Origin of the sequence: Ekhidna lutea (assembly GCF_900188325.1) — a bacterium.
Classification (GTDB): Bacteria; Bacteroidota; Bacteroidia; order Cytophagales; family Cyclobacteriaceae; genus Ekhidna; species Ekhidna lutea.
The window spans coordinates 141,135-167,045 of sequence record NZ_FZPD01000006.1; the positions used below are offsets into that span (position 1 = coordinate 141,135).

22 protein-coding genes are annotated in these 25,911 nt (G+C 41.3%); 13 read left to right on the forward strand and 9 right to left on the reverse strand.

What is annotated here, in order from left to right; genetic code table 11:
- Positions 1-6: 6 nt before the first annotated feature.
- Together CHB71_RS17115 and CHB71_RS17120 are read right to left on the reverse strand one after the other, a co-directional pair.
- Positions 7-600: a hypothetical protein gene (locus CHB71_RS17115; protein ID WP_089358177.1), complete on the reverse strand. Its 594-nt coding sequence runs from the start codon at positions 598-600 to the stop codon at positions 7-9.
- A 3-nt stretch (positions 601-603) separates the two neighbouring features.
- The gene (locus CHB71_RS17120) at positions 604-5,772 is read right to left on the reverse strand and encodes a PKD domain-containing protein (RefSeq protein ID WP_089358178.1); all 5,169 of its coding nucleotides are present in this window, start codon (positions 5,770-5,772) and stop codon (positions 604-606) included.
- Positions 5,773-6,000: 228 nt separating this feature from the next.
- On the opposite strand from CHB71_RS17120, the gene CHB71_RS17125 reads away from it, so the two are divergent.
- Together CHB71_RS17125 and CHB71_RS17130 are read left to right on the forward strand one after the other, a co-directional pair.
- Positions 6,001-7,029 carry a PorP/SprF family type IX secretion system membrane protein gene (locus CHB71_RS17125; RefSeq protein ID WP_089358179.1) on the forward strand — a complete coding sequence of 343 codons (1,029 nt, stop codon included), beginning with the start codon at positions 6,001-6,003 and terminating at the stop codon, positions 7,027-7,029.
- Between the two features lie 28 nt (positions 7,030-7,057).
- A complete protein-coding gene (locus tag CHB71_RS17130) occupies positions 7,058-8,290 on the forward strand; it encodes a M48 family metallopeptidase (protein ID WP_089358180.1) in 1,233 nt (410 codons plus the stop codon).
- Between the two features lie 41 nt (positions 8,291-8,331).
- Here CHB71_RS17130 and CHB71_RS17135 read toward each other — a convergent pair whose 3' ends face one another.
- Positions 8,332-8,928: a toxin-antitoxin system YwqK family antitoxin gene (locus tag CHB71_RS17135; protein WP_221406757.1), complete on the reverse strand. Its 597-nt coding sequence runs from the start codon at positions 8,926-8,928 to the stop codon at positions 8,332-8,334.
- Between the two features lie 82 nt (positions 8,929-9,010).
- On the opposite strand from CHB71_RS17135, the gene CHB71_RS17140 reads away from it, so the two are divergent.
- The 3 genes from CHB71_RS17140 to CHB71_RS17150 all read left to right on the forward strand — a co-directional run bounded on the left by CHB71_RS17140 (position 9,011) and on the right by CHB71_RS17150 (position 12,881).
- Entirely contained in the window at positions 9,011-9,820 is an 810-nt protein-coding gene (locus CHB71_RS17140) for a PorV/PorQ family protein (RefSeq protein ID WP_144017475.1), read from the forward strand.
- Positions 9,817-11,913 carry a ComEA family DNA-binding protein gene (locus CHB71_RS17145; RefSeq protein WP_089358183.1) on the forward strand — a complete coding sequence of 699 codons (2,097 nt, stop codon included), beginning with the start codon at positions 9,817-9,819 and terminating at the stop codon, positions 11,911-11,913. Before CHB71_RS17140 ends, CHB71_RS17145 begins: the two co-directional genes overlap by 4 nt.
- Before the next feature lie 65 nt (positions 11,914-11,978).
- Positions 11,979-12,881, forward strand: coding sequence for a mechanosensitive ion channel family protein (locus CHB71_RS17150; RefSeq protein ID WP_089358184.1), 903 nt, complete (start codon positions 11,979-11,981; stop codon positions 12,879-12,881).
- Here the strand turns inward: CHB71_RS17150 and CHB71_RS17155 are convergent.
- From CHB71_RS17155 to CHB71_RS17170, 4 genes are all read right to left on the reverse strand, one after another.
- On the reverse strand, positions 12,862-13,788 hold the full coding sequence (locus tag CHB71_RS17155; RefSeq protein ID WP_089358185.1) for a sterol desaturase family protein: 927 nt from the start codon (positions 13,786-13,788) through the stop codon (positions 12,862-12,864). The genes CHB71_RS17150 and CHB71_RS17155 overlap by 20 nt on opposite strands.
- Positions 13,789-13,929: 141 nt before the next feature.
- Positions 13,930-14,862 (reverse strand): sterol desaturase family protein, encoded by a 933-nt coding sequence (locus tag CHB71_RS17160; protein ID WP_089358186.1) that lies wholly within the window; start codon positions 14,860-14,862, stop codon positions 13,930-13,932.
- A gap of 86 nt (positions 14,863-14,948) precedes the next feature.
- Positions 14,949-15,896, reverse strand: coding sequence for a DUF3078 domain-containing protein (locus CHB71_RS17165; protein WP_089358187.1), 948 nt, complete (start codon positions 15,894-15,896; stop codon positions 14,949-14,951).
- A 2-nt stretch (positions 15,897-15,898) separates the two neighbouring features.
- Positions 15,899-17,587, reverse strand: a complete 1,689-nt coding sequence (locus tag CHB71_RS17170) for an AMP-binding protein (protein ID WP_089358188.1) — start codon at positions 17,585-17,587, stop codon at positions 15,899-15,901.
- Positions 17,588-17,992: 405 nt separating this feature from the next.
- On the opposite strand from CHB71_RS17170, the gene CHB71_RS17175 reads away from it, so the two are divergent.
- The 8 genes from CHB71_RS17175 to CHB71_RS17210 all read left to right on the forward strand — a co-directional run bounded on the left by CHB71_RS17175 (position 17,993) and on the right by CHB71_RS17210 (position 24,535).
- Positions 17,993-18,454: an Lrp/AsnC ligand binding domain-containing protein gene (locus CHB71_RS17175; RefSeq protein WP_089358189.1), complete on the forward strand. Its 462-nt coding sequence runs from the start codon at positions 17,993-17,995 to the stop codon at positions 18,452-18,454.
- 101 nt (positions 18,455-18,555) lie between these two features.
- Positions 18,556-20,001 (forward strand): Fe-S cluster assembly protein SufB, encoded by a 1,446-nt coding sequence (gene sufB, locus CHB71_RS17180; protein ID WP_089358190.1) that lies wholly within the window; start codon positions 18,556-18,558, stop codon positions 19,999-20,001.
- 20 nt (positions 20,002-20,021) lie between these two features.
- A complete protein-coding gene (gene sufC / locus CHB71_RS17185; protein WP_089358191.1) occupies positions 20,022-20,777 on the forward strand; it encodes a Fe-S cluster assembly ATPase SufC in 756 nt (251 codons plus the stop codon).
- Positions 20,774-21,958: a Fe-S cluster assembly protein SufD gene (gene sufD / locus CHB71_RS17190; RefSeq protein ID WP_089358192.1), complete on the forward strand. Its 1,185-nt coding sequence runs from the start codon at positions 20,774-20,776 to the stop codon at positions 21,956-21,958. Before sufC ends, sufD begins: the two co-directional genes overlap by 4 nt.
- On the forward strand, positions 21,958-23,193 hold the full coding sequence (locus CHB71_RS17195; RefSeq protein ID WP_089358193.1) for an aminotransferase class V-fold PLP-dependent enzyme: 1,236 nt from the start codon (positions 21,958-21,960) through the stop codon (positions 23,191-23,193). Before sufD ends, CHB71_RS17195 begins: the two co-directional genes overlap by 1 nt.
- Complete coding sequence (locus tag CHB71_RS17200; protein ID WP_089358194.1) at positions 23,193-23,624, forward strand: SufE family protein; 432 nt, start codon at positions 23,193-23,195, stop codon at positions 23,622-23,624. The genes CHB71_RS17195 and CHB71_RS17200 overlap by 1 nt, the downstream gene beginning before the upstream one ends.
- Positions 23,621-23,953, forward strand: a complete 333-nt coding sequence (locus CHB71_RS17205) for an SUF system Fe-S cluster assembly protein (RefSeq protein WP_089358195.1) — start codon at positions 23,621-23,623, stop codon at positions 23,951-23,953. Before CHB71_RS17200 ends, CHB71_RS17205 begins: the two co-directional genes overlap by 4 nt.
- Before the next feature lie 165 nt (positions 23,954-24,118).
- Entirely contained in the window at positions 24,119-24,535 is a 417-nt protein-coding gene (locus tag CHB71_RS17210; RefSeq protein ID WP_089358196.1) for a BrxA/BrxB family bacilliredoxin, read from the forward strand.
- Positions 24,536-24,658: 123 nt separating this feature from the next.
- Here CHB71_RS17210 and CHB71_RS17215 read toward each other — a convergent pair whose 3' ends face one another.
- On the reverse strand, positions 24,659-25,213 hold the full coding sequence (locus tag CHB71_RS17215) for a hypothetical protein (RefSeq protein ID WP_089358197.1): 555 nt from the start codon (positions 25,211-25,213) through the stop codon (positions 24,659-24,661).
- 2 nt (positions 25,214-25,215) lie between these two features.
- Entirely contained in the window at positions 25,216-25,746 is a 531-nt protein-coding gene (locus CHB71_RS17220; protein ID WP_144017477.1) for a hypothetical protein, read from the reverse strand.
- Positions 25,747-25,911: the final 165 nt, after the last annotated feature.

A 25,911-nucleotide genomic window follows, 5' to 3' on the forward strand; every position in this document is an offset into this window, starting at 1 on the left:
CTATTGTTATTGTTTACTTTTTATTGAAAAAATATACTGAGCTAGATCCTCAAAGTTATCAGCTTGTTTGTATTTCCTGTCAGGATACGAATTTGCTATCAATTTGATACGTGTTGGCTGATCATTTTCTTCAATGTACTCAATTTGAACATTTCCATATTTCTGATCAATCGGCTCTACTTGACCTCTTCTTGGCTTTAAGTAGTGCATTTCTTTCGATTCCACCACATCGCCCTTCTCCCGCATGGTGTGTCTGCTCAGCACCAGCCTATAATCGAGCTTCTTCACCTGATCCGCCAAATAATCAAACAGATAATGAAAATTATTCTTACCGTATTTCGCTTCATAATTAATTGCAAAACCATTGCTATAAGTAGATTCCAGCAAAAGTATTTGCGGGTCTTTATCTACCCCTTGCTTTCTCCAGAAATAAGATTGCCAGAGATCATTTAGAAACTCTGCACAATAGTCAGAAGTTTTCCAGGCCTGAAACCGTCTCACAAACGACTGACTTCTTTTGATCATCTCGTTTACAAGGATTTGGGTTGGGGATTTACCCTTCCCAAACAAACGTGTATAAATATCATCGAAATAGCTCATCTTCTATCTTATAAGCGTAACAGAACCATATTGTTCGATAGTTCCTAAATCAGGCGCTAAAGAACTTGAAAATTTCAAAATGTAGGCATACGTACCTGGCGGAAGTAGCGCCCCTCTATAAATACCATTCCACCGAAAGTCCTGATTATTCGAAGTGTAAACGAGCTCACCCCATCTTGTATATATCAGAATTTCGAACGTGTCAATGTAGTCATTCGGGAATACAAAAAACTCTTCATTCACTCCATTTCCATTTGGTGAAAATGCATTCGGAGCAAAAATTACCGGACGACAATCTTCCACTACCTCTACTCTATCTGTGACACAGGTAAAGCCATTATAGATGGTAACTTCATAGGTTCCAGCTGTTGAAACTGTAAGCACAGGGTCAGTAGATATGATTGCATCATCCGGAAGGAGTCTCCATTCATAGGTATTAAAAATTCCGGGATCAAGATCCACTGTCGGGTTATTCGCATTGCCAGTGCAAAAAGTAGCCCTTTCCGGTAATAATAAATCTTCCGGATTGATTGGTATAACAGCTACATCTAATGCATCTGTAGCCATACAAGTACCGTTTTCATTTGTTGCTGTAATGGTATACCTATCCGATTGTGTAACGGTGAGTATAGAATCTGTATCAGCCAATACATTGCCGTTTCCATCTTGCCATTCATATGTTACTGATGGATTGTAATAGTTAGTCGTAGCAATCACATGGACATTCTGATTATTGTCACAGTCCGGGTTGAGACTTAGCGTCACCGTAAACTCTGTTTGAATTTCCACATCCGTATTTCCTGAAGTGATCTCACATCCGGTAAACTGATCCAATACGGTTACATTGTAAGTTCCAGATGCTGTCACGGTATTTCTCATAGCCTGACTTCCATCATTCCAATTGTAGATGTACGACCCGCTACCCCCTGTGATCTCTGCCACCAAGGTAACCTGCCCTTCACACGGATCTCCTTCCACATTCACGGCTAAAGTTGGGGTTGCATTGAAATCTACTCTAATATCTTCTGACCGGTCACAAAATCCAGGGGCAGTGGCTGTTACTGTATAGGTTCCCGGCATATCAACATCAATGGAGTCACCTGTTGCTGTACTGGTTATGTTTCCATCTACGGTAGTCCATGCATACGATACTCCGGCTGTACCACCATCTGAAATACCTACTCTTCCTGAGGTGCCGCATATTTCCTGAATGGCATCAAAAGTGAAAGCTGGTTCATTTCCTGGCATGATTGTTATCTGTTCGGTTTCAACACAATTTGGTGGATTGTTATCAGTCACCTGTATTGATAAAGTGCCAGGATCTAATCCTGCGATAACAAGCGGATCTACTGAACCTGTCCCACTGGACACTATAATTCCATTTGAATCCTGCACTTCATAATCATAACTAGCAGGTAGAGTCGGTGTTGTACCTGAAATAGTCAGTTCTACCTGATTATCACAATTACCTGTGCTAAAAACCGACATATTAAAACTTCCGGGATCTTCTATTTGCACGATTTCCAGATAGTCGCAATTTGTGACCAGATTAGTTGCTACAAGGCTATAGTTGCCAGGTGATAACCCTGTGATAGTAGGAGCTGTGCCCGGCCCATCAAAATTGGCGGGTCCAAAATTGCTCGGCCCACTCAATTGATAGGAATAGCTTCCTGCTGTATTAAAAGTCAAATCAACTGTACCATCGTCATTGCCACAGCCTGTAGTGGCATTAGGATTGACTGTAACGTCAGGTTGAGGCTGGATAGTCACCTGAACTGTGTCCCTTCCAATACAACCAAAAGAATTGGTCACCGCCACCGTATACTCGAAAACTCCTACAGTGGTAGTGTCTACATCGAAGGTTCTGTTATTCCCCATAACCACTCCATCGATGGCCCACTCATAAGTTGCTCTGGTCACCTGAGCATCAAATGTGATCGTTGGGTCATTTTGGCAAAGCGAACGATCAGGGCCCAAATCCACCGCTGGTCTGGCGTCTGCCAGAAATACCTGCAAGGTATCAGAAGTACATCCTGTCACATTATTAATAATCGCCACGTCAATTATTGCGGCACTGTTGACGGTAATTTGTCTGCTTGTATCACCGGTACTCCAGTAGTAAGAAAAATCCGGATTATTCATCGGCCAGGCTGTAAGTACAATTGGTTGATCACAAAGAGCCGTATCGGTTGGCACAGTTGGGCTTTCCGGCAGGTTATTGATCGTGATTGTTTGGGTCATGGTAGTATCTGTATCACACCTATTGCTGAGCATCAGCTGGACAGTATAAGTACCGGGACTATCATAAATATGCGTTGTATCCTGAACTGCAGCGGATGTTCCGTCACCGAAGATCCATAGATAATTTTCTATTTGATTATTTGGATCTCTTCCTACCGCTGAGAATGTAGATGGTTGACCAGCGCACCCTTCCGTCACAGTCATACTTGGCTGTTGTAAAGGAGGAGTTTGATTTTGAGCAAAATTTGGAAGACCCAGTCGGCTGGTCCTACCTGCAAGATCAAAGCCACTTTGATTAAATGCTGCTCCAGCATCATCGCCATCGGGAGCATCAATGGTACCAATCGTCCCGGAATTATCAATAGCCATATAAATGGTTCCATTTGGCCCAAGCTGCAGCGCCCCATAATCTGCGCCTTGTGTGTAGCCATCAAACTTGGTGGCTGAAATATCAGCAACCGGATCCATTGAATTTAAACTGTCAAGATCATATTGAATTAGTTTGGAAGCACCCGAAGATGTGGTGAGGTAGAGTTTCAATCCTCCCGGTGAAAACTCCATGCCATATAAATTGCTTTCACCCGTATCAATCAATCGAGGGTTTGATACTTCACCCTGATCAAAGTCAAGAATTTCTACCTGATTGGTACCTGGTATATTGACTGCAATTTGATTGAGCGTTGGAGAAATTTTCATATACCCGGTAGCACTCAGCTCTTGCATAAAGTCGTGAATTTCACCAGCGGGAGAAAAAATAGCCCCACTTAAACCCGGAGCTCCTGTTTGGTAAGCTCGAAACGTATTGTTACCAAACTCATGCGCCACGATAAGATCATTACCTGTAAACCCGGAACCTGTGATTCGCTCGGTGCTATTTTCCATAAGTTTTACATTCTTCACAATGACTTTACCCCTGGCTGCATCTTCTTTCATGTCCACAATGGAATAACGCAAAGCATATTCGTCATCTCCGTAAACCCGCTCAGTTGTAAATATGTAAAACATTGTCTGGTCATCGGCGAAGGGCATTATCAATGAATTTTGGGCAGAACGTTGCTCACCACCTATGGTGTCTCCATTTACCATGACGTCATGTTCTTTGTTCCAGACTGTAAATCCATTGGTATAAAACAGCAAATCACCATTTACATCAGAAATAGTAGCACATCCTTCCAATGCATCCTGCTGATTACCATCCAGTATCGCTATAGGGCCATTCGTGAATTCAATCCCGGCCTGCTCACCAAAGTACCACTGATTGGAAGTTTGATTTGCTATACCATATTCAGTTACCTCTTTGTCATCAAAGCCCGTACATCCAGCTGCATTAGTTACTTCTACCCAATAGGTGCCCGCAGTATCCACCTCGATAGTTTGGGTAGTCTCTCCGGTGCTCCAGACAAAAGAAGTTCCGGTACCGGCATCAAGCGTTAAAATTTCGTCGACGCATATCGTAGTGTCGTTTCCAAGGTCTACCATCAGGTCATTCGTAAGAATTTCAACCGGCTGAGTGATTGTTTGAGTAATCCCATTGACTTCTGCTGTTAGACTTACCATGTAACCACCGGCAGCCTGATACTGATAGTTTGGAATCCATGCATTACTACCTCCTCCATCACCAAAACTCCAAAACAGATTGTTCGGAACAGGTTCTACTATCGGAAAGAATTTGGTAATGTTGGTTTCACAGCTATCTATCCAATAAAATCCAAGTGTATCAAATGTGAAATTATATGCAGGGGTGTGTTCTGAAAATTGTCTTGCGTTGAAATCATCAGGGAATACCAGTCGTTGATATTGAACTGAGTCGGCGATGCTATCTGGTTGATTAATTCTTCCAAGGTTGAATGCTGAAGCATTCGTTTCCTGATACAAATGATAGATTCGATTATCCGGGGCTCGTTTCAATCCATAGCTTCGAAAAATTGGAGTTGGTAGAATTGAATTAACTGTTTGAGTGGTGTCGTTAAAATCTATTTGGTAGAGCTGCCCTGTTGTACCACTACTTCCGAATCGTGAAAAGTAAAGTTTTGATCCATCTCCCGACCATTCAGCATCGTAGATGGACTCTCCCTGGTCGTCATTGAAACCAGTTCCTATTAAGGTCTGATCAAATGTTAAGACACCTGAAGCAGGGTCAAAATTCATCATCCAAATATTGCGATTGGAACGTCTCGGAACCATGGCCAATTTAGAAGAGTCCGCATTGAAAGCAAAATGAGACGCTTCAAAACCCGGTGTGGTTGCATTTGTAAAATTATAATTGGTTGTTGCGCCAACTCCTCCGGCATCAACCTGAGTCACTTGTATCTCAAAGGTGTTACGATTTTGAGAAATCAACCAAAATAACTCTCCATCTCCAGCGGGTATGATGAGCATTCCTTCGGAAGGATCTGATAACCCGATTGAAACATCGCTCATTCCTGCTATTACATCACCATATGGAAATTGAGCTGAGCCATTTCCCTGGATAGTGGCATCCACAATGGTATATTGAATTTCATTGACTCCTCCGGGTCCAGAGTTGGTAAACAAATAATACTGTCCGGGATTATCCGTTACTGGACAGGTAACCACAGGAACGTTCACAGAAGATACACCAGAAAGCCCTGCCCCATTTGGAACGATGGAATAAGACGCATCATATACATTAATCCCATCGGTATAGAAAAGTAAGTTTCCAGTGAATTGATCTGTGATCGTTGCAGCTCCTGCCGCTCCGAACGGAATTGCCTGATCTGTCTGAAGATAAACATCTCTTCCATTTCGGTCAAAGACCAAGTTTTCGACCGAATTTCCAAAATACCACCGTGTCTCGGTTACATTTTGAGCAGACAATGTGGAAGAACCAATAAATAGCAGGACGAAAAATAAGAATCTGCTGAATGCAGATTTGTAGGGGAATTGAATCATAGAAATGTCCTTATTCATACACAACACTTTGTAAAAATACGGTTAACCCAAGTAAATCGGGATTTATTCAATAACAATGTAAGGACACTTGGACATGATATGAAGATTTAAAAGTAAAACAGTATCAATTACATCAAAATACTAACGTTCCTGCTGTCGTTACATTACGTATGTTAGTCAACAAAACTTAAGCCGATTTGTATTTATTTTATAATTTGCTCAACGATTTCTAATCCAACATTTTCCATGATAAGGAAGGTAATTCTCTTCACAGCAATCTACGGCATCCTCTCTCAGGAAAACACTTTGCAGGCGCAAGACCCTCAGTTTTCCCAGTACTATGCTGCTCCGCTATATCTAAATCCCGGATTGGTTGGCATCAACCAAAAAGGACGTATGGGGATAAATTACCGCTCGCAGTGGCCAAACCTGGATGCAAATTTTGAGACATTCTCAGCATATTTTGATTATCACTTCGAGGACTATTACAGCAGTGCAGGAATTATCTTCACGAGGGACCGAGAGGGAATCGCCGGCCTGAGCTCCACCTCAATTGGTTTGCAATATGCCTATCAGGTTCAGCTGAATTATGATTGGACGTTTCGTCCGGGAGTGCAGGCTGCTTACTATTTGCGTGACCTAAATTTTGATAAACTCACGTTTGGTGATCAATTTGATAATACCGGTCAGGTACGACCAACCACTGGCGAAAACTTCAATACCGGATTAAATGCGCGGTTTTTTGATCTTTCTTTTGGAGGCGTTCTTTATAACCCTTCGATTTGGCTAGGAGGAGCACTCCATCATGTATTAGAGCCCAATCAAAGTATTGCAGGCGGGAATGCACCTTTACCACGAAGATTCTCTATTCATGGCGGATATAGGATTCCGCTGAGTCCTCGCACAACAAGGACAGACTTTGGAGAAAGAACCATCACTCCAAGTTTCAACTATCGGACACAGGGAGATTTTGATCAATTGGATATAGGCGCTTACTTCACTTTGGACCCAATTTTAGTTGGGTTGTGGTATAGAGGCATACCTATTAAAAACACCGATGGCGTAGTGAATAATGAAGCATTGATTTTCATGCTTGGCATGCAAACTAACCGCACTACTTTCGGATACAGCTTTGATTACACGCTTTCAGATTTAGGAATAGGAACAGGAGGAGCGCACGAAATTAGCATCGCATATTCCTTTAGCCTTGGTGACCCGCTAAAACCTGCCGCTGATGTACGAAGACTGAAGTGCCCAATTCCGTTTATTTTTTAGGTGACACAGTCACACTAAATTTGCCAGCATGACCGAACAAACCATCTTTACCATCCTTCTGGCAATTATTACTTTCGATTTTGCACTGGAACGAGTGCTTAACTTCCTTAATCGGAAAAGTGCTAAAAAGCCAATCCCCAAAGAACTGGAAGGCATATATGATAAAGAGAAATATGCCAAATCGCAGGCGTATCAGGCTGAGGTTTCTCAGTTTAGCATGTTCTCGGCAACCTTCAGTTTTGTGCTTTTAGTGTTAGCCATTTACAATGGTTGGTTTGGAATGCTTGATCAGTGGATCAGAACCTTTTCACCTTACAACCTGACTTCACCACTTTTCTTCTTTGGCATTCTGTTCATTGTTTCAGACGTAATTAATACGCCCTTTTCCATCTACCGAAATTTTGTAATCGAAGCGAAGTACGGATTTAACAAGATGACCGTAAAGACCTTTATACTAGATAAAATCAAGGGGTATATTCTAACCATCATTATAGGTGGTTTACTCTTAGGTGTACTTATCTATTTAGTGAATGCAATTGGAAGTGATTTTTGGTACTATTTCTGGGCGATTATGGCGGCTTTTGTGCTGTTTGCCAATCTCTTCTATACCTCACTCATCCTTCCTCTTTTCAATAAACTCACACCGATGGATGAAGGTGAGCTAAAATCATCCATTCAATCGTACTGTGATAAAGTAAACTTCCCGTTGAAAAACATCTTTATCATGGATGGGTCTAAGCGATCAAGCAAGGGAAATGCCTTTTTTAGTGGACTTGGCAAGAAGAAAAAAGTAGTGCTTTTTGATACGTTGGTAGAAAAGCACTCAGTACAAGAGCTCACTGCCGTTTTTGCTCACGAGGTGGGACATTATAAAAAGAAGCACATCCTTTTTACCACCATTTTCAGCATTGGAATGATGGGGTTTATGCTATTTCTATTTTCTCGCATGGCCTACAGTGCTGAGGTAAGTTGGGCAATGGGAGGTCAAACATCCGCATTGCATTTAAACCTGCTGGCCTTCGGTATTCTATACTCCCCTATTTCTACGCTTTTGGGAATAATCGGCAATGTGATCTCCCGAAAGAATGAATATGAAGCAGACGCTTATGCCAAAGAAACCTATGACGGAACACCTTTAATTACCGGGTTGAAAAGAATGAGTGCGGATCATTTATCAAACCTTACGCCGCATCCTGCTTTTGTGTTTGTGCATTATTCACACCCTCCCTTGAAGGAAAGAGTAAAAGCTCTTGAGAGGTAGAGCACAGTTGGCAATGGGCAAACTTGCCCACTGCTATTTGTTTATGTCTTTTTGAATACCTTCCACCTTTTCTTTTTTCCATTTTTGAAATAATACCACTCCCCTATTTTTTCTCCATTGTCCCAACTTCCTTCGTATAGCTGGCTGCCAGCGTCATCATAATAGATCCAACTACCCTCCTCTAAACCATCTTTCAACTCGCCTTTTTGGTTAAGTTTTCCATTTTCAAAGAAAAACTCCCATTCTCCATTTGGAAGCCCTAGGATATAGTTTCCAATGCGCTTAAGGTTTCCATTCTCATAATAGAAAACCCACTTTCCTTCATAAAATCCGTTTTCGTATTTGCCTTCTTTCTCTAGTTTGCCGGAGGGATAGAAGTACTTCGCAGAATCCTGAGGTAGCCCATTTTGATAAAACTCCTTACTAATAAGTTTACCTTCAAACGAATAGTATTTTTGGATTCCATCAAGATGTCCATTTTCATAAGTCAAAATGGCATTCAGATTTCCATTTGGGAAATAGTATTTCCATATGCCTACTTTTTCAGCATCTTCAGTTTTCCCTATCGCTTTCAGGCTATTATCCGCATATCGCAAGGTATCTGCTTGCTGAGCTTGCAACTTAAAGATGATTAGCATAATAATTATCGAACCCGGTAGTTTCATTGCACCTTAATTTACTCTTATTGAAATAAAGCAACCAAATGCATACTTTGCATATATGAAGTCCCTCCTAACCTATTTAATGCTCATATCAGCTTTGGTTGCTAGTTCCCAGGATGGATCATTTAACCTTGGAGGAAGAAGCAGTGGAATGGCCGGTGCTTCCCTCACTATTGGAGACGAATACAGCCTTTTTAATAATATTGGTGGGCTTGGTCGGGTGGAAAATCACGCAGCTTTTGCTGCCTACCAAAACAGATATGGAGTTAAGGAGTTTCAGGTAATTGGCGCTGGTGCCATTTACAATCATGCATTTGGAAATGCCGGGGTGGGATTCTACAAATTTGGAGACGACATTTTTAGTCAACAACGACTACATCTGGCCATAGGTAATAAAATTCAAATGGTAAGCCTGGCGCTTGGAGTGGATTTGCTCCAATACCACGTTTCTACTGTTGGATCACATCAGGTTTTAGCTATTCAGTTTGGAGGTATTGCTGAAATAAGCCCTCAAATGCGCTTTGGTGCGCACATATTCAACTTAAATCAGGCTGAGTTGTCTTCGGAAACTGGAGAAAGAGTTCCCACTGTCATGAAGGGTGGCTTTAGCTATTTGCCGTCAGATGAATTGATTATTAGTGTTGAAGTAGAAAAAGACCTTGAGTTCGATGAGGTTTTTAAGGTCGGCCTTGAATACCAAATCATTGATCATGTATTTGTAAGGACAGGTATAAGCACACAACCATTTATTGGAGCTTTTGGTGTGGGCTTTCACCCAAAAGATTTAAAGTTTGATTACGCATTTTCCAACGATTCGCGATTGGGAAATATTCACGAACTCTCTATTGCATACGCGATAAAAAAATGAAAAAGTGGATTACCATACTACTGATAGCTATCAGTCTGCCACTGTACTCACAAAATGACGAAATAGATCTGGAGATTTTTGCCGAACGGCTGTTTCAGGTGCAAGATGAAGATGTTGCATATGAGGACATATACGAATCATTACTACTTTATTATAGCAATAAACTAAATCTCAACTTGGTCGAGCCTGAAGAGCTTGCTTCCCTGTATATTTTAAATCCAGCTCAGCTATCCAACTTCTTTACATATCGGGATCAATTTGGCAATTTTCTCTCCATCAATGAATTGCAAGCCGTCCCTGAATTGGATCTTGAAACCATTCGAATGATGCTCCCTTTTGTTACTGTTGAGGAGTCTCGAGTTGATAGTCGACCACTGATAAAACGAATATTGACAGAAGAAAACAATTACTTCCTGCTCCGCTATTCAAGAAGACTAGAAGAACAAAAAGGATACACAGCTCCCCTACCTCTCGATACCTTTTTTGTGAGAAACGAAAATAATGAGGTCATTGATACACTGACAACACCTCCTTCAAGATATGCCGGCTCTCCAAACAAAATATATGGACGGTTCAGAACAAGCCACCGTAACGACTTTAGTCTCGGTTTCACATTTGAAAAAGATAATGGCGAGGAGTTTGCATTTAATAAGAATCAAAAAGGGTTTGATTTCTATTCCTACCATTTGATGTTGGAAAATAAGTTTGGCTTTGAGAAAATCATGCTCGGTGACTTTCAGCTACAGGTGGGTCAGGGGATCGTTTTTGGAGCTGGATTTAATGCAGGTAAAGGAGCGGAAACTGTAAACACCACCAAGCGAAACAGCCTGGGAATCCGGCCTTATACTTCCGTACTGGAATCAGGTTTTTTTCGTGGGGTTGGGTTAACAAAAAAACGTGGTGATTTTGAAATGACGCTTTTCTATTCGGATTTAAAGCAGGATGGAAACGTGCAAACCGATACCACTTTTTCAGATTTTGATGAATTCATCAATTCCATTCAAAGCAGTGGCTTCCATCGTACACCTAATGAGCTTAATTCAAAAGACCGCATCAATGAACAATCAGTTGGTGCTGTGATTCAGTATCAACCGCACCGACGATTAATCATTGGAGTATCAGGCCTTAATAGTAATTACAGCCGGCCTTTGCAGCGAAAGCCGAATAACTACAACCAGTTTGAGTTTAAGGGAGATCACAACTTCATCACATCCGCCTATGCTAACTATACCTGGCAAAACTTCACCTTCTTTGGCGAAGGAGCCAGATCCAAAAGTGGTGGAATAGGTGCTGTTGCCGGATTAGTCGCAAGTCTTTCACGAACTGTTGATATGGCGATGGTCTTCAGAAACTATGATCGTGACTTTCATTCATTTTATGGAAATGCTTTTTCAGAAAACTCCAGAAACATCAACGAGCGAGGCACCTACTGGGGCTTGTCAATCAAACCAAACAGAAGGCACAAACTCAATCTTTACTACGACCGATTTAAATTTCCATGGCTGAAATTCCGAACGGAAGCGCCATCCGTAGGGAATGAGTGGTTGATCCGATACTCACATTTTCCATCCCGCCAAATCACACTCTATGCACAAGCCAGACAGCAGAAGAGACAGGTAACCATGCCAAGCGAAAACCTGAACATCCTGACAGATCAGATCAAGTACAATTATATTTTCAACATAGACTATGAACTGAAACCCTGGCTGAAGCTAAAAACGAAAGTACAAAGCAGCACTCAACAGGAGGGCAATGAGCACACAAAAGGATTTGCTATCATCCAGGATGTAAATTTTGAAGTGTGGAAACTAAAATTCAATACCCGGATGGCACTCTTCGATACGGATGATTTTGATAACGCCCAGTATGTTTATGAAAATGATGTGTTGTATGCATTTTCAATTCCAGCATACAATGGAACCGGAGTTAGATCGTATGCTATGGTACGATACGACCCTATTCGGAATGTCTCTGTTTGGCTCAGGTACGCGCAGTTTTCTTTTAGAGATAGAGAAGTGGTTGGTTCTGGTTTAAACGAGTCTATTGGCAACACCTCGTCTGAGATGAAGATAATGCTGCGCATAAAATTTTAAGCAAAATCTAACCATATTTCAATTCTCGTAGTTCTGAAGTAGGTTTACTACTAAACAAATTTTAAATGGAGTCACTACGAGAAGTCTGGACTAGCATAATTGAGTTTCTAACCAAAGTGGGTGAGATATTCACTACCAACCTTTTTGAACTGGGTGAGAGTAATATCACACTTGGTACGATTATCTATTTTGTACTAAGCTTCGTCATACTGACTTTCGTTGCAAAGCGATTCAGAAACCTCTTAGTGAACAAAATATTGGTTAAAGCCAATATGGAGAGAGGTGCTCGAAATTCCATTGGCCTGATCACACGTGTGATGATCATGTTTGTGGGCTCTATTTTCATTATTCAGAGCGCAGGCATAGACATGAGTTCTTTGAGTCTGCTTGCCGGGGCATTGGGTGTAGGTATTGGTTTTGGCTTGCAAAACATCACCGACAATTTCATCTCGGGCATCATCATCTTATTTGAAAAGCCCATTAAGGTTGGAGATCGTATTGTCGTAGGAGATACAGAGGGTGATGTAATTAACATTTCAGTGAGAGCAACAACCATTTTGACAAATGAGAACGTTTCCATCATTGTTCCAAACTCTGAATTCATTTCTTCCAGGGTCATTAACTGGAGTCATAATGACCGAAATATACGATTTGATATTCCTGTGGGTGTTAGTTATAAGGAAGATCCAGAGGAAGTAAGAGAGGTATTAATCAAAGTGGCACAAGAAAATGAGCATGTATTAAAGCACCCTGCGCCTCATGTGTTTTTTGATGAATTTGCAGACAGCTCGCTCAATTTTACGCTGGCCATCTGGACTTCAACTCACACGGATAAACCACGAAGATTGAAGACCGAGCTTTATTTCGAAATCTTCAATAAATTCAAAGAAAAGGGAATTGAAATTCCTTTCCCTCAACGCGATGTATATATCAAGTCAAACGTTGAGCCTATGCCGCTGCAGAAGTAGTAGATTCTTCTTTTGGTGTAACACCAGCTTGTATCTGTTTTGCTGTAAGGGTAGAGTTATCCGGACTCCATCCCGGAGGGCCAAAAATGTACATAAACCCTTGTTTAAAGTTTTTTGCCTTCTTCACATCCTTATAGATGTCTACAAATTCATGGGTGTTTAGTTTAATCGGATTGTATGTCCCGGGATCTTTCAGGATTCCATATTTTGGATCTACTCCGGGGATAATGTTTTGCCAGGTGCCAAATAAATGATCCCAAAACATAAAAATACCTCCATGATTTTTATCCAGGTACTCCACATTACTGGAGTGATGTACCGCATGCACATAAGGGTTGTTGAAAATCTTTCCAAAGAAGCCTAGAGATCCTAAAAGCTTGGTGTGCAAAAAGTACTGATAGGTTGAGTTGATGATCAGTGCTGTTCCGATCATAATTGGATCAAATCCAATACAGGCCATCCATAACCAAAATACTGGCTTATAGAGTGTTATAAACCACCCATTTCTAATGCTGACTGCAAAGTTGAAATTCTTAGAGGAATGATGGGGGACGTGTGCTGCCCAAAGTAATCGAACAGTATGACTGAAACGATGATGCCAATAAAAGTTAAAATCATCAGCTAGTACTGCCAGAATCCAGGCCCACCAGGCAAAGCCAATAGATGTATACCCAAGGTATTGTTCCCGCAATGGCGCCAAGACATCAAAAAACCACTGAAATACGACTAATACCGTAAATACTTTGGTGAAGGCTGCCACAACAGAAGCACCCAATGCAATGCCAAAACCAGCTAGAGAGTCCTTTAATTCGTAATTCTTTCGCGCTACCAAATACTCCAATACCATAAACCCAACCAAAATTGGATAGATGTATTTCATTCCTTCTACTGCACTAAATTCAGGCATATTACTTTTCTTATTGTTTTATTTTTTTGAACTAGAGTGACAGTGATAGAGGTGGATTGCTTTTTCGAATAAAACTGCAAATTTCATCTGATTGTTTGATAATTCAAAAAGAGATTCTATTAATGAAGATTTATCGGCAATCTAGGCCGCTTCAGAAGCAGAATTGGAAGGCGCTCCCTGCGGGATCGCACCTGCTTGTATCTGCTTTACGGTTAAGGTGCTGTTATCGGGACTCCAGCCTGGAGGGCCAAATATGTACATCAATGCTTGCTTCAAATTTTTTGCTTTCTTCACGTCCTTGAAGATGGCTTCAAATTCATGGGTGTTTAGCTTAATGGGATTATAGGTCTCAGGATCCTTTAATATTCCGTACTTAGGCTCCACTCCTGGGATAATATTTTGCCAGGTGCCAAACACATGATCCCAGAAAAGGAAAATACCTCCATGATTTTTATCCAGGTACTCCACATTACTGGAGTGATGTACCGCATGCACATAAGGGTTGTTGAAAATCTTTCCAAAGAACCCCAGCGAACCGAGAAGCTTAGTGTGCAAAAAGTATTGATAGGTAGCATTTATAATAAGTGCGGTACCAATCATCACGGGCTCAAAACCAATGCAAGCCATCCAAAGCCAGAATACAGGCTTATAAAGAGTGATGAACCACCCGTTTCGGATACTTACTGCAAAGTTGAAATTTTTAGAAGAATGATGAGGCACATGGGCAGCCCATAACACACGAACCGTATGACTCAGCCTGTGATGCCAGTAGAAATTAAAATCATCAGCAAGTACTGCCAAGATCCATGCCCACCATGCAAATCCAATAGATGTATATCCAAGGTACTGTTCTCTGATAGGAGCAAACACATCAAAAAACCATTGAAAGACCACAACTACCGTGAAAACTTTAGTAAACGAAGCTACTATTGAAGCTCCCAGCGCAATACCAAACCCTGCTAATGAGTCTTTTAGTTCGTAATTTTCTCTAGCTACAAGGTACTCTACCACCATAAATCCGATCAGGATCGGGTAAATGAATTTCATACCTTCTACGGCACTGAATTCAGGCATTTTCTAAACTTTTAATGGAAAAATAAATTAGGGTGACAAGGATACATTAAAAATCAATTGATTTGAACAATTGTTCGATTAAATCCCTACTGTGCTCTTTGTTTTCCGAATTTATAGGTAAGGCCAATACCTATCACGTTCTTAAACTGCACTCTTGGTTTTTCTGAACCTTCGTCAATTTCGCCATCCCCATCATCATCAACCCCAATCAAAATATCTTTGTCATAAATAAGGTGAGTAAACGCATTCATTGTGAGTGCTTTTGTCACATTTAACACCAATGCATTTTGCCAGTTCACATCAATTTCTCCCTGGCTTTCAGTATACCCGGTAAATAATTCAAGTTTACTTTCGAAGAAATCATTTTTATATTTTGCTCTGAAGAATGTACCAAACTCAGACCGTATATTCTGCCCTTTTGAAATCACACGAGAACTATCGGCATTGTAAACAATCGGGTCCACACCATAACGACCTTCGTCTGCAAGGTCTTGATCCAGCACAAAAGTAAATTTTCCAGTAATCGGTTGCATTGAAAAGCTTAGCCTTTCATTAGGATCAAAGGCAATACCTGTACCAATAGTTAAATAACCTGGAGCCATAAAATCCGATATTCGATTGATTTGAAGAGGTGTTTCATACCCATTGGCAAATTGTGTTCTAAAATCCAGTATGGCTGTATAAAACCACTTACCATTATCTTTATTAACCTTATAACTATACTTTGTTGCCAGGTTTATTAAGTCATCCGATTTGCTAAAATCAAATTCACCTTGTTTAATCAAACCATAAGCCAAATCTATTGAGTTCTCCCACTTACCTCTATCCTTTACTCGATTGGCAAATGCACTAATGTTTCCATTTATAGCGACAGAGTTTTGTCCTCCGGCTGCCCAATTAGTCAAGGAAACCTGAGAGAATGTAAGCGAGCTTGATCCGCCAATCCGCCAGTATGTGGTATCTGAGGGGGTTTGAGTTTGTGCCAGGGTGAAAAATGAAATACAGGTAAATACAGCAGCAAATTTTATCTTCATTCCTATTCGTATGTATTCGTTTTTAAATCGTTTTCTTTCAATATCCTTCGAAGGATTTTTCCCACATTGGACTTTGGCAACTCATCAATAAAAGCGACATATTTTGGGCGCTTATACCCAGTAAGGTGCTCTGCACAATGCTCTTTGATTTCTTCTTCCGTCAATGATTCATCCGCTTTTACGATATACACCTTCACTGCCTCGGTTGATTTAGGGTCTGGCACACCAATAGCACCTACCTCCAACACCTTGTCATGCAATGCGATACAATCCTCGATTTCATTAGGATACACATTAAATCCGGAAACCAAAATCATTTCCTTCTTCCTATCAACAATTTTGAAGAAACCTTGTTCGTTCATCACCGCAATATCTCCGGTTTTAAACCAATCTTCGTGAAAACAGTTCTTTGTTTCCTCCGGTCTGTTCCAGTAACCCTGAAAAACCTGAGGTCCCCGAGCACATAATTCCCCACGCTCCCCTGTTTTCACTTCTTTACCATCATCATCCAATATTACCACATCAGTACTAGGGATTGGCATTCCAATAAAACCTGTTTCTGCATCCTTTCTCAATGGGTTTGCCGTCAGCACTGGTGAGGTCTCTGTAAGGCCATAACCTTCAGAAACGGGCGTGCCTGTTACTTCAAACCATTTATCAGCAACAAATTTTTGAAGTGCCATGCCTCCTGCGAATGAAAACTTCACATTAGAGAAATCAAGGTTTTTAAAGTTCGGTTGATTGAGAAGGCCATTAAATAAGGTATTAACCCCCGTAAGGATGGTCCATTGATGTCTACCCAGATCTTTAAGGAAAGCCTTCATGTCTCTTGGGTTTGTTACCAATACATTTCTAGCGCCAATCCTGACAGTCATTAGTGCATTGCATGTCAATGCAAAAATGTGATACATCGGTAGAGCTGTAATGAAAATTTCTTTTCGTTCTACAAGACCTCCATGAAGCATCCACTCACATACCTGCTCTATATTAGCAATTACATTTCGGTGTGTCAGCATTCCTCCCTTGGATACACCAGTAGTTCCACCAGTATACTGGAGAAATGCAATCTCCGAGCTATCAATAGCTACTGGCATAGGTGGCTTTTCTGCACCAAGCTTCAGTACCTCTTTAAACCCAACAGCGTCTGGTAAGCTGTAAGAGGGCACCATCTTTTTGATATTCTTAACAACGAAGTTGATAATGCTCCCTTTGAGACCTCCGATCATATCTCCAATCTTGGTAACGATGACGGTTTCAATTTGAGTTTCTTTTAAAATTTCCTCCAGATTACATGCAAAGTTTTCTACGATTACGATAGCCTTCGCTCCGGAATCATTGAATTGATGTAGCATTTCGCTAGGCGTGTAAAGTGGATTGGTATTTACCACCACCATGCCTGCTTTTAATACCCCGTAAAGTGCAACCGGGTACTGAAGTAAGTTGGGCATCTGAATAGCAACCCGATCTCCTTGTTTTAGATTCGTATGGTTTTGGAGGTAAGAAGCGAACTGATCGATAGCTGCCCCCAACTCGGAAAAGGTCATTTCTTTTCCCATGTTTTCAAACGCCACCAAATCCTTATATATGCCGATTCGCTCATCAACCATATCTGGTAATGAGCGATAATTATCGGGGTTAATCTCTACACGTACTCCTTCAGGATAGCTGTCATGCCAGGGTTGTTTCTTCATTGTTGGGCTCAGTTCTTTTTAAAGCGGTTAAAGATAAGCGATGAGGTTTACTGAGAAAGAAAAGATCACAAAAAAAGCGGTTGGCACCCCTACCAACCGCTTATAAATAAACAACATTAACCCAAAGCTGTAGAGGGAGGATTCGAACCTCCACGGAGCAGTTAGTCCCGAGCGTTCTCTCACGGATCATTATCGTGAGAGAACATACCGGGATTTATCCCTTACCTCCACCCCCGAGAGAGGAGGGCATGTCTGCCAGTTTCACCACTCTACAGTGTGCTTGATGACTCAAATTTAAAAGAACAATAGTTTTATTGAAATTTTTTCAATAATTTAGATAAATAAATACAGTTCATTCAATTTAAAACGTTTTAAATTAAAATTTTTAAAAAACAGACAGTCGAAATGAGTAAAAATTATGAGATTGATAATGTGGATCTTAAAATTCTGAACATGTTGTCAGAGGATGCCAAGATGCCATATACTGAAGTAGCTAAAAAAGTATTTGTCTCGGGGGGTACTGTTCATGTGAGAATGAAGAAGATGGAAGAAATGGGTATCGTAAAAGGGACAACTCTCAGAATAGATTACAGTAAGTTGGGTTATGACATTACCTGCTTTTTGGGGATTTATCTTGAAAAAAGCTCCCTATATGATCGAGTGGTTGCAGAGTTAAAAGAGATACACGAGATAGCTACCATTCGGTATACAACAGGTAATTACAATATTTTCTGCAAAATCTATTGCAAAGACACGCAGCACCTAAAGGATGTCCTTCATGATAAAATCCAAAAGGTAGATGGCATTGAAAGTACAGAAACCTTTATTTCCCTGGAGGAAAGCGTCAATAAACACCTTGTCTTTTAAAAGTCAGAGATATTCCTGAACCTTCTGACATCTTCCGTGTTCTTATTTAGAATTACTATAAATAAGATGTAACTTTGCATGTTGAAACGAAGGCGAACTAAATGAGTACTGACGAACAAATATTAGAAGAATTTACCTCCAAAGAATATGAGCATGGCTGGTCGGTTGATTTCGAGGCTGATGAGGCTCCTTTAGGTATAAATGACGATATCATTCGTTTCATTTCGGCTAAGAAAGAAGAGCCGGAATGGCTATTGGAATGGCGTTTGAAAGCCTTCAAGCAATGGCAGAAAATGACTGAGCCAAACTGGGCCAATGTCAAGTATCCAAAAGTAGACTATCAGTCTATTCGATATTATTCTGCACCTAAACAGGACAAGAAGCCTAAAAGCCTTGATGAGGTAGATCCTGAGTTACTTAAAACCTTCGAACGCCTGGGCATTTCGCTCCAGGAGCAAAAAAGACTTACCGGGGTGGCTGTTGACGCAGTGATTGACTCAGTATCAGTAGCTACCACTTTTAAAGAAAAATTATCTGAGCTTGGAGTGATTTTCTGTTCATTCAGTGAAGCAGTTCATGAACATCCGGAGCTTATTAAGAAATATTTAGGCTCTGTTGTACCTGCCAATGACAACTACTTCGCAGCACTTAACTCTGCAGTATTCTCTGATGGGTCATTCTGCTACATCCCAAAAGGGGTGAGATGCCCAATGGAGCTTTCTACCTATTTCAGAATCAATGCTGCTAACACGGGTCAGTTTGAGCGAACCTTGATTGTAGCAGAAGACGACAGTTATGTGAGCTACCTGGAAGGGTGTACCGCTCCTCAGCGAGATGAAAATCAATTGCATGCTGCAGTCGTAGAAATCTATGCGGCAAAAAATGCTGAAGTAAAATATTCGACTGTTCAAAACTGGTATCCTGGTGATAAGAACGGAAAAGGTGGTATTTACAACTTCGTAACCAAACGAGGTATTTGTGCTGGAGATCATTCCAAGATTTCATGGACGCAAGTAGAGACCGGATCTGCAGTGACCTGGAAATATCCTTCGTGTATCCTAAAAGGTGACAATTCCATTGGAGAGTTCTACTCGGTTGCAGTTACCAATAATCACCAGCAAGCAGATACTGGGACAAAAATGATTCACCTTGGGAAAAACACCCGATCAAGAATCGTTTCCAAAGGTATCTCTGCCGGTAAGTCTCAGAATAGCTACAGAGGGCAAGTTGAGATTATGAAGCGAGCTGAAAATGCCAGAAACTTCTCACAATGTGATTCATTATTGATGGGTGACAAGTGTGGTGCTCATACCTTCCCTTACATAGACATCAAAAACAAATCTGCCCAGGTGGAGCATGAGGCTACTACCTCTAAGATTGGTGAAGATCAAATCTTCTACTGTCAGCAACGGGGAATTGATGAAGAAACTGCCGTGGCACTCATTGTTGGTGGATTTGCAAAAGAAGTGATGAATAAGCTTCCTATGGAATTTGCAGTAGAAGCTCGAAAACTATTAGCGCTTACGCTTGAAGGTAGCGTAGGATAAAAAGACAATTCAACATACGTATGATAAGCATCAAAAATTTACATGCCTCTATAGAGGACAAGGAGATATTGAAGGGAATTGACCTGGAAGTGAAAGCTGGTGAAGTACACGCCATCATGGGACCAAATGGTTCCGGAAAAAGCACTTTGGCATCTGTTCTGGCAGGTCGCGAGGATTACGAAATCACAGAAGGTTCCGTAACGTTCGAAAACGAAGATTTATTGGAATTGAGCCCGGAAGAGCGAGCGCAAAAAGGTATTTTTCTTGCCTTCCAATATCCAGTTGAGATTCCTGGAGTTTCTACTACCAACTTCCTTAAAACTGCCATCAACCAGGTACGTGAGGCAAGAGGACAGAAAGCACTGGATGCAGTTCATTTCCTTAAGCTGATGAAGGAGAAAATGAAACTGGTAGATATTGATCAGGCGCTATTGAGCCGATCATTAAATGAAGGTTTTTCCGGTGGTGAAAAGAAAAGAAATGAAATCTTCCAGATGGCTATGCTTGAGCCAAAGCTTGCTGTGCTTGATGAGACAGACTCTGGTTTGGATATCGATGCATTGAAGATTGTAGCTGATGGTGTAAACACCCTCAAAACAAAAGACACGGCTACCATCGTGGTAACTCACTACCAGCGTTTACTCGAGTACATTGTGCCTGATTATGTACACGTATTGTATCAGGGACGAATTGTAAAGTCTGGCGACAAGAGCCTGGCATTTGAACTTGAGGAAAAAGGGTACGATTGGATCAAAGAAGAAGTAGCTGCGATATGATCAAGGATGCACCTGCCATATTAGAAAATATAGCAAGCACTTTCAAAGGCAATAAAGCCCAGAAAAGTGCGCTGGATATGCTCAATGAAGTGGGGCTCCCCCATCGGAAGTCTGAGGCATATAAGTTTACACCCATCACTTCGTTGCTGGAAAAAAACATTGATTTCCAATCTATTGTGGCTGACGTTTTTGATGCTGACAAGCTTTATGATGAAGCCGGAAGCCACCTGGTGTTTATCAATGGTGAATTAGACATAGAGAAATCAACGATTGCCGATGCGCTTAAGTTTGAAGTAGCAGAAGTTTCAGAAGGCAAGCATGATCCTTTCAGTTTGCTGAATGCAGCTTATGCGAAAGAGGAAATACGAATCGAGTCAGGATATGAAGAGCCCGTTTTCGTTTATCACTTCAATTCCAATGGATTCACAAATCCACGAATCAAAGTGAATGTGAAGGATGGGCATACCTTCAGAATCATTGAGAAGCTGATTACCCCAGAAGAGCAAAAGACCTTTACCAATTCATATATTGATTTTAATGTTGGTAAAAATGCGTTTGGATACCACACGAAAGTTCAGAACTACAACGCTGAAACCTTCAGCCATGAAACGGTAGTAGCGCATGTATCTCGTGACGGTCAGTTTTACAACAACACCTTCTCATTTGAGGGGGCAATGGTTCGGAACAATCTGACCATCAACCTGGAAGACGAAAACACAGAAGGTCACATGTATGGATTGTTCCTTTTGGACAAAAAGTCACACGTAGACAACAATACATCAGTTGATCATACCAAACCTAACTCATTTAGCAACGAGCTTTACAAAGGCATTTTGGATGAAAAATCCACAGGTGTTTTCAATGGTAAGATCTATGTGAGACAGGATGCACAGAAGACCAATGCGTTCCAGTCTAACAACAACATTCTGCTATCAGAAGACGCAACACTTCACACCAAGCCTCAATTGGAGATTTGGGCGGATGATGTAAAATGTTCTCACGGATGTACTTCCGGACAACTGGATGAAGATGCGATCTTCTACCTGCGAGCCAGGGGCATCAAAGAGAAAAATGCAAAGGCCATGATTTTAAAAGCATTTGCTATTGAAACCATGCAGCACATCAAAGTTGAATCTGTGAAAGAAGAGGTTCAGCAATTGGTTGATTTAAAACTGGGATAATGGGCACAGCGGTTTCTTCACTCGATATTCAAAAGATCAGGGAGCAATTTCCCGTCCTCAATCAGGAGGTTAATGGCAAGCCGCTCGTCTACTTTGATAATGCTGCATCGTCACAGACTGCCAAACGAGTGGTTGATTCGCTGATCCAGTTCTACGAAAAAGATCATGCAAATATCCACAGAGGCATCCATACCCTGGCAGAGCGATCTACAAAAGGATTTGAAGCAACAAGAGAGCGTGTACACCAATTCATTAATTCCGCCGAGGCTGATGAGATAGTCTTTACAAAAGGCACCACAGAGAGCATTAATCTGGTCGCACAATCCTGGGGATCCAAATTCCTCAATGCAGGAGATGAAATTCTGATTTCACAGTTGGAACACCACTCCAACATTGTCCCCTGGCAGATGGCAGCCGAACGAACAGGAGCTGTCATTAGGGTTATTCCTATCAATGATAAGGGCGAAATCCTTATGGATGAGTATAAGAAACTGCTGAACAGTAAAACCAAGCTGGTGGCTATCAATTATATTTCTAATTCGCTTGGCACGATCAACCCGGTGAAAGAAATGATTGCAGCGGCCCAGGAGGTGAATGCAACTACGCTCATAGACGCTGCTCAGGCAGCTCCACACATCAAAATCGACGTGCAGGAGCTTAATTGCGATTTCCTGGCGCTTTCCAGTCATAAAATGTATGGTCCAACAGGTGTGGGTGTATTGTATGGCCGAAGAGATGTACTTGAATCAATGCCCCCCTATCAGGGTGGAGGTGAAATGATTAAAGATGTTTCATTTAGCGGGACTACTTATAACGACATTCCCTACAAGTTTGAAGCAGGCACGCCTAATATTGGAGAAGTGATCGCATTCAAATACGCGATGGATTTCATAGACGAACTCGGGCATGAGAATATACAGGCATATGAGCATGAACTGCTGGAGTATGCAAACAGCAAACTTGCAACTATTCCCGGATTCAGGCCTATTGGCACGTCTGATAAGAAAGCGAGTGTTATTTCATTTTTGATAGAAAACGTGCACCAATATGACTTGGGGCAGTTCTTGGATGTAAAAGGAATTGCTGTTCGCACAGGACATCACTGTACTCAACCCCTGATGGACTTCCTGAAAATTGATGGAACTGTGCGAGCTTCTTTTGCGGTTTACAACACCAAAGAAGAAATTGATGTTTTCTGCGATGCGCTGGAGAACATCGTGAAAAAATTTAGCTGATGGATCAAATCAAACAACGTCAGGAAGAGATCATAGAGGAGTTTTCCATGCTGGATGGCGACATGGAGATGACGCTGGATTACATCATGGAGCTCGGTGCGGAGCTTGGCCCCTTTCCGGATGAATCCCGCATCGAGGATAACATTGTGAAGGGGTGCCAATCCAAAGTTTGGATGCTGGCCGGACTTGACAATGACCGTGTGCAATTCAAAGCAGACTCTAATACTGCTATCACGAAAGGGCTGGTAAGTTTATTGGTACGTGTATTGAATCAATCAGCTCCACAAGATGTTATGAATGCAGAGATCTATTTTCCAAAACAAATTGGGATGGATCGATTCATTGGAACGCAGCGATCCAATGGATTTGCGGCGATGATCAAGCAAATGAAAATGTATGCGCTGGCATTAACTGCAAAACAAGAGTCATGAGCGAAACAAAATCAACAAACGACACCCTGGCACTGAAAGAGGACATTATTCGGGCGATCAAAAACGTATATGATCCTGAGATTCCCGTGGATGTGTATGAGCTGGGGCTGATCTATGAAATTAATATTCTCCCCGTAAATAATGTGGAGATTGTAATGACACTGACATCACCTAACTGCCCTGTTGCAGACAGTCTTCCAACTGAGGTTGAGATGAACGTGAAAGCTGTAAAGGGTGTTAACGACGTGAGTATAGAATTGACCTTTGATCCACCTTTTGCTACGGACATGATGTCTGAAGCGGCGAAGTTGGAACTTGGTTTTATGTAAGAAAACTTTTCATATTGAACGCAGTGAAATATCTCACTTGTTAAAAACGAAAGGAATAGGGATAACATAAACCTTCTTGAGGGTATAGATTTCTCCTATCGTCGAAATGACAAGTTTTTTAAAGTTTTAAGAATAGAATTAATAACAAGTTAAAACAATACGAATATGTACCCACCGGAATTAGTAGCTCCGATGAAAGCACAGCTTACACAGAATGGATTCGAGGAATTGACTTCTGCTGAGGCTGTAGAAAAACATTTAAAAGACCATAAGGGAACGTCACTTTTGGTGATCAACTCTGTGTGCGGATGTGCTGCAGGCACGTGCCGACCAGGTGTGTTGCTTTCGCTTGAAAAGTCTAGCAAGAAACCAGACCACCTGACAACTGTATTTGCCGGTTTCGATACCGAAGCAACACAGAAGGCGCGTGAGTTTACGCTTCCCTTCCCTCCATCTTCACCGGCAATTGCCCTTTTCAAAGATGGAGAGCTTGCACACATGGTAGAGCGACACCACATCGAAGGACGATCTGCTGAGATGATCGCTGATCACCTGGAGCAGGTGTACGATGAGTTCTGCTAGGTCGTAAGGCGACAGCTTAATAGGAAGCAGCTAGTTAATACAACAGCTGCTCTAACGGTATAAATAAGTTATTATCAACCCCATTCGAGGATTCGGATGGGTTTTTTTTATGTCGGTATGACCCTAATAAAAATAAATACTGTCGGTCTCCTGAATTTCCAGTTTACCGGTTGAAAATACCAGCTCCGATACAAAAACAGCCGTATCCGGGATGTCGGCGTAATCCACCAGATCGAGGATCAAGAAGTGATCATAAAACAGGAATTCATTATTCCAAACCAAATCGTCCAGGTATCGAGACCCTGAACCAAAATTTCTGAATGAATCTGTAATATCCATAGGAACGCTCTTCGATTTGACATAGATGTTTACATCAACAATGGAATCCAAAAGTTTAACTTCCTCACAATAACCCAAATTGTCAACCTCCCGAATATAGACGTCATGAAATGAAATATCCAGGTACAACCCAAAGTCTATCATTCGGGCACTGTCACCGCTTAATTCATTCCTCATCCCCACCGAATCGTACATGTAGGTATCCAGTTCTGAATAATCGAATGAACGGTGGATCAAATCGAATTGAACACATTCTTCATCCTGTTTGTCCCAGCCTTGGAAGCATGACATCAGGGCACCTAAAAGGAAAATCAAAAAAGTTAACAATACTGATTTCATGATTATTCTACTAGCGTTATAAGTGGTAATTGACTGATCAATGTATCTCCAGAGGCCAGGACGACTTCTCCTTTTAAGTAAAAGCTCTGAGGTACTGAGTCAGGTCTAAAAAGGAGGAATTGATCACAATAATCAAATACATAATTATTGGAATCTAATAATGCGTCAACGCTTACCCGAGCGTAAACGGAAAACCATGTATAGGTAAAAAATCTATTAGCGTTTATTGACTCCTGTGTTTCACTATCGATCGTATAAATATTCAAATCCACCACCGGGTCAAGCCGGGTGTAGTCCGGATACCCGCACCTTTCCAAAACTTCTTTATTGGAAATGCAGTAATTGATGAGGAAATCATAACGAGATATTTCGTTCGAAACTTCTTCGTATTTCCCATACTCACTGGCTTCCAGGATTAGGGTGTCGTTGTAATACACTTCATTACGATTCACACAGGGAGTAAAGTCGTCCTGATAACACGAAGACAATAAAACCAGTGAGACGATGGCGAGAGTGATAGTGAGGTGTTTCATGGTGACTAAGATTCATTATAAAGGCAAATAATTTTAGCAGACCCCCAAAAATTAGATGTTAAAACGTGAAGTATGATCTAACTGAAGCCAGCATGCTTAATCCCATTCGTGCATTTAGGTGTCATTTTTGTTGTATACCGGTATATTTGAGAGGTGGATACTGCC